The organism is uncultured Senegalimassilia sp., from assembly GCF_934632265.1.
GTDB lineage: Bacteria > Actinomycetota > Coriobacteriia > Coriobacteriales > Eggerthellaceae > Senegalimassilia.
In genome coordinates, this window is record NZ_CAKTYH010000165.1 from 1 (window position 1) to 3,257 (window position 3,257).

At 55.1% G+C, this 3,257-nt stretch carries 4 protein-coding genes; all 4 read left to right on the forward strand.

Annotated features, from left to right (window positions below):
* The coding region (locus Q0H50_RS09015; protein WP_294421599.1) for a CinA family protein at window positions 1–477 on the forward strand (477 nt) is incomplete at its 5' end.
* 251 nt (window positions 478–728) lie between these two features.
* Window positions 729–1,787: a recombinase RecA gene (gene recA, locus Q0H50_RS09020; RefSeq protein WP_294421601.1), complete on the forward strand. Its 1,059-nt coding sequence runs from the start codon at window positions 729–731 to the stop codon at window positions 1,785–1,787.
* 2 nt (window positions 1,788–1,789) lie between these two features.
* Window positions 1,790–2,539: a regulatory protein RecX gene (locus tag Q0H50_RS09025; RefSeq protein ID WP_294421602.1), complete on the forward strand. Its 750-nt coding sequence runs from the start codon at window positions 1,790–1,792 to the stop codon at window positions 2,537–2,539.
* A gap of 279 nt (window positions 2,540–2,818) precedes the next feature.
* Window positions 2,819–3,257: Rnase Y domain-containing protein (locus tag Q0H50_RS09030; protein ID WP_294421605.1), on the forward strand; the 439-nt coding region annotated here is incomplete at its 3' end.

A 3,257-nucleotide genomic window follows, 5' to 3' on the forward strand; every position in this document is an offset into this window, starting at 1 on the left:
GCTCGGGTCATCGCGCATGCGAACGAGCGCAACGTCGCCATCGGCACCGCTGAAAGCCTGACCGGCGGGATGATCAGCGCCGCGCTTACCTCGATTCCGGGAAGCTCCACTGTAGTGCGGGGTGGCATCGCAAGCTATGCCACGGGCGTGAAGGCAGATGTTCTCGATGTCCCCGAAACGGTTATCGAAGAATTCGGCGTCGTGAGCACGCAAGTTGCGCGCCATATGGCGCAAGGTGCGCGAGACCGCCTTGCCTGCAACGTGGCGATAGCCGTGACGGGGATAGCAGGACCATCCGGTGCCGAGCCCGGGAAGCCCGTCGGAACCGTTTGCTTCGCCTGCGCAAGCGACAGCGGCATCACGGCTCAGAGGAAGCATTTCGAAGGCGATCGCGATCAGGTACGTCAGCAAACCGTGCTTGAAGCCCTGCGCATGCTCGATGCTGCGATATGCGGGCAACAAGAGCCAGCGAATTAAACGCTGGTATCCCATCGTTTCGCGCTAGGGACAAACCAGCAGCAATATTTAACGTATCTCGAACAGGTTCACCGTACAACCTTGCAAGGTTCAGGTGAACCTGTTCGGCGTTTACGGCAAGGGTTGTGCAAGACCAGGAAGCTATTATGAAATCAGTCGTACCGATGTTTGTATTTGGTACTTGACTATGAAACAGGCGTTCGTATAATCAATAGCGTTGCAAAGCAGCGCAAAGGAAGGGTAACCAGCGCATGAACGAAGAAAAAACCAAGATGCTCAAGGTCACAACCGACCAAATCGAATCAAAGTTCGGCAAAGGCTCCATCATGAAATACGGGGATGGCGGCCACGACCTGAACATCGGCGCTATTCCCACCGGTGCATTGCCCCTTGACGCGGCATTGGGCATTGGCGGCGTTCCGCGCGGCCGTATCATCGAGGTGTATGGGCCCGAGTCAAGCGGCAAAACCACGCTGGCGTTGCAAATCCTTGCAGAAGCGCAAGCACTGGGCGGTGTTGTGGCCTTCATCGATGCAGAGCACGCACTCGATCCGGTGTATGCAGCTCGTTTGGGCGTCGATATTGATGACGTGCTCATCTCCCAGCCTGATTTCGGAGAGCAAGCTCTTGAAATCTGCGATATGCTCGTCCGGTCCGGGGCTATCGATTGCATCGTCATCGACTCGGTCGCAGCGCTCGTCCCCCGAGCCGAAATCGAAGGCGAAATCGGCGACACCACCGTCGGTCTGCAGGCAAGGCTTATGTCCCAAGCCCTCCGAAAACTGGCGGGTTCCCTTTCGAAGTCAAATACCACCTGCATCTTCATCAATCAGCTTCGTGAGAAGATCGGCGTAATGTTCGGCAACCCTGAAACCACAACGGGCGGTCGTGCCCTAAAGTTCTTCTCGAGCGTGCGAATCGATGTTCGCCGCATCGATTCCATCAAACGCGATGGCGAAATCGTCGGTAACCGAGTTCGCGCCAAGGTCGTCAAAAACAAGGTTGCTCCGCCGTTCCGTCAAGCTGAGTTCGATCTGATGTACGGAGAAGGCATTTCCCGTGAAGGCTGCATCGTCGATATGGCGGTTGAGGCAGGCGTTGCCAAGAAGTCTGGTGCTTGGTACACCTACGGCGAAGAGCGCCTAGGACAGGGTCGCGAGGCAGCAAAGCACACGCTTAAAGAGAATCCCGATTTGCGCGACGAACTCGAAACGAAGGTTCGCGAAGCATTCGATATCCCGATCATCACCAAAGAGCAGGAAGACTTCGACGCCGTCAATCCTGTAGCCAAACCTAAGGGCAAGAAATAGCCATGCAAGATGCAAGGGCTCGAAGCATTGCTAAGCTGCGAGCACAAATCCAAGCGATCGAAGAAGGCTCAGATGCGCATCAGCAGTCTGCAGACCATCGCAGACAATTACCAGATGGCGCTGTAACCGCAAAGCAGCCCGATCGCAAGCTTGATAACGACAGCAAGGAATTTCGCCAACGACCCACATCTCGAAGGGGCAGGTCGTTTGGTGTAAGCGATTCCGAATGCAGCAAGCTGCAGACGGAATCGACGATCCCCTTGGATACCGCTCGCGATCAAGCAGATTCTGCATTTGCTAAAATCCAGCGATTGCTTTGCGTTCGCGAGCACGCTAGCGCATTGCTGTTACAGCGCCTATTGGCAAACGGTTTTGATGAACATATAGCGACAGAGGCAGTGCAAAGGGCGATCGACTGCGGGCTGGTGAGCGACGAACGTTATGCGGACGTATTGGTCCGAAGCAGGCTATCTCAAGGAAAGGGGCTTCGGGGCATTGCGTACGAGCTCGAACAGGCGGAAATCGACCCCTATTCCGTGCCCGCTTACCAAGAAGCACTGTTACGTGACAACGGACCGGATGAGTTGGACCGAGCGCTTACCGTGTTGAAAGCCAAACCGCCGAAGGCAAAACGCGTTCGCGAGGCGACATACCGCAAGCTTATGCAGAAGGGTTACGATTCAAGCGTGGCTGCCTCGGCCGCTCGAATCTTTACCGAAGAACTCGGCTGCACGGCCCTTGAAATCCTGTGAAATCGTTACTTGCGAATCGAACATCAAATCAAAACTAGCCGGTTTCTCCTGTAGAACCGGCTTTTTTGCATAGTTGCCCTTTTCCATTTGTAAGATAACCTTTATCATGAAATATAAGCCTGAGCTACCGTGCCTGATGCGGCACTGTTGGAATATATAAACAAATGTATACGTCCAGTCGTTGCGCACGTACGCTCATGCCCGGTTATGCCGGGATTTTTTATGCAATGGAACCTATGAAACCCACAGTACCCGTCCAAACTTGAAAGGGGGACAAGCATGGAATCCATCATTTGGCTTATCGTTGGCGCCATCGTCGGCATCGTCGCCGGTTTCGTCATCAATAAATTCGTCGCTAAATCCACGGCTCAGCGCGCCGCCGACGAAGCTCATACCGTCGTCGAGGACGCAAAACGCCAGGCGGAAACGCTTCGTCGCGAAGCAGTGGTCGAAGCCAAGGACGAAGCACTTCGTCTTCGCCAGGAGGCCCAGGCAGAGAACAAAGAGCGCTTGAAGGAGGTTCGCGCTGCCGAGCAGCGTGTGAACCAGCGCGAGGAGTCTTTGGATCGTCGCGTCGAATCGCTTGACACTCGAGAGAAATCTTTGGACTCCCGAGAGCATCAAATCTCCTCCATGCAGGGTCAGCTTGATCGCCGTCAGCGCGATCTCGATGAATCCGAGGAGCAGATCGGCATCCGCCTGCAGCAAGTTGCGGGCA

What these genes read in the sequence shown, in the direction of transcription:
- recA (WP_294421601.1), top strand. Translation starts at nt 729, where the DNA reads ATGAACGAAGAAAAAACCAAGATGCTCAAGGTCACAACCGACCAAATC.
- Q0H50_RS09025 (WP_294421602.1), top strand. Translation starts at nt 1,790, where the DNA reads ATGCAAGATGCAAGGGCTCGAAGCATTGCTAAGCTGCGAGCACAAATC.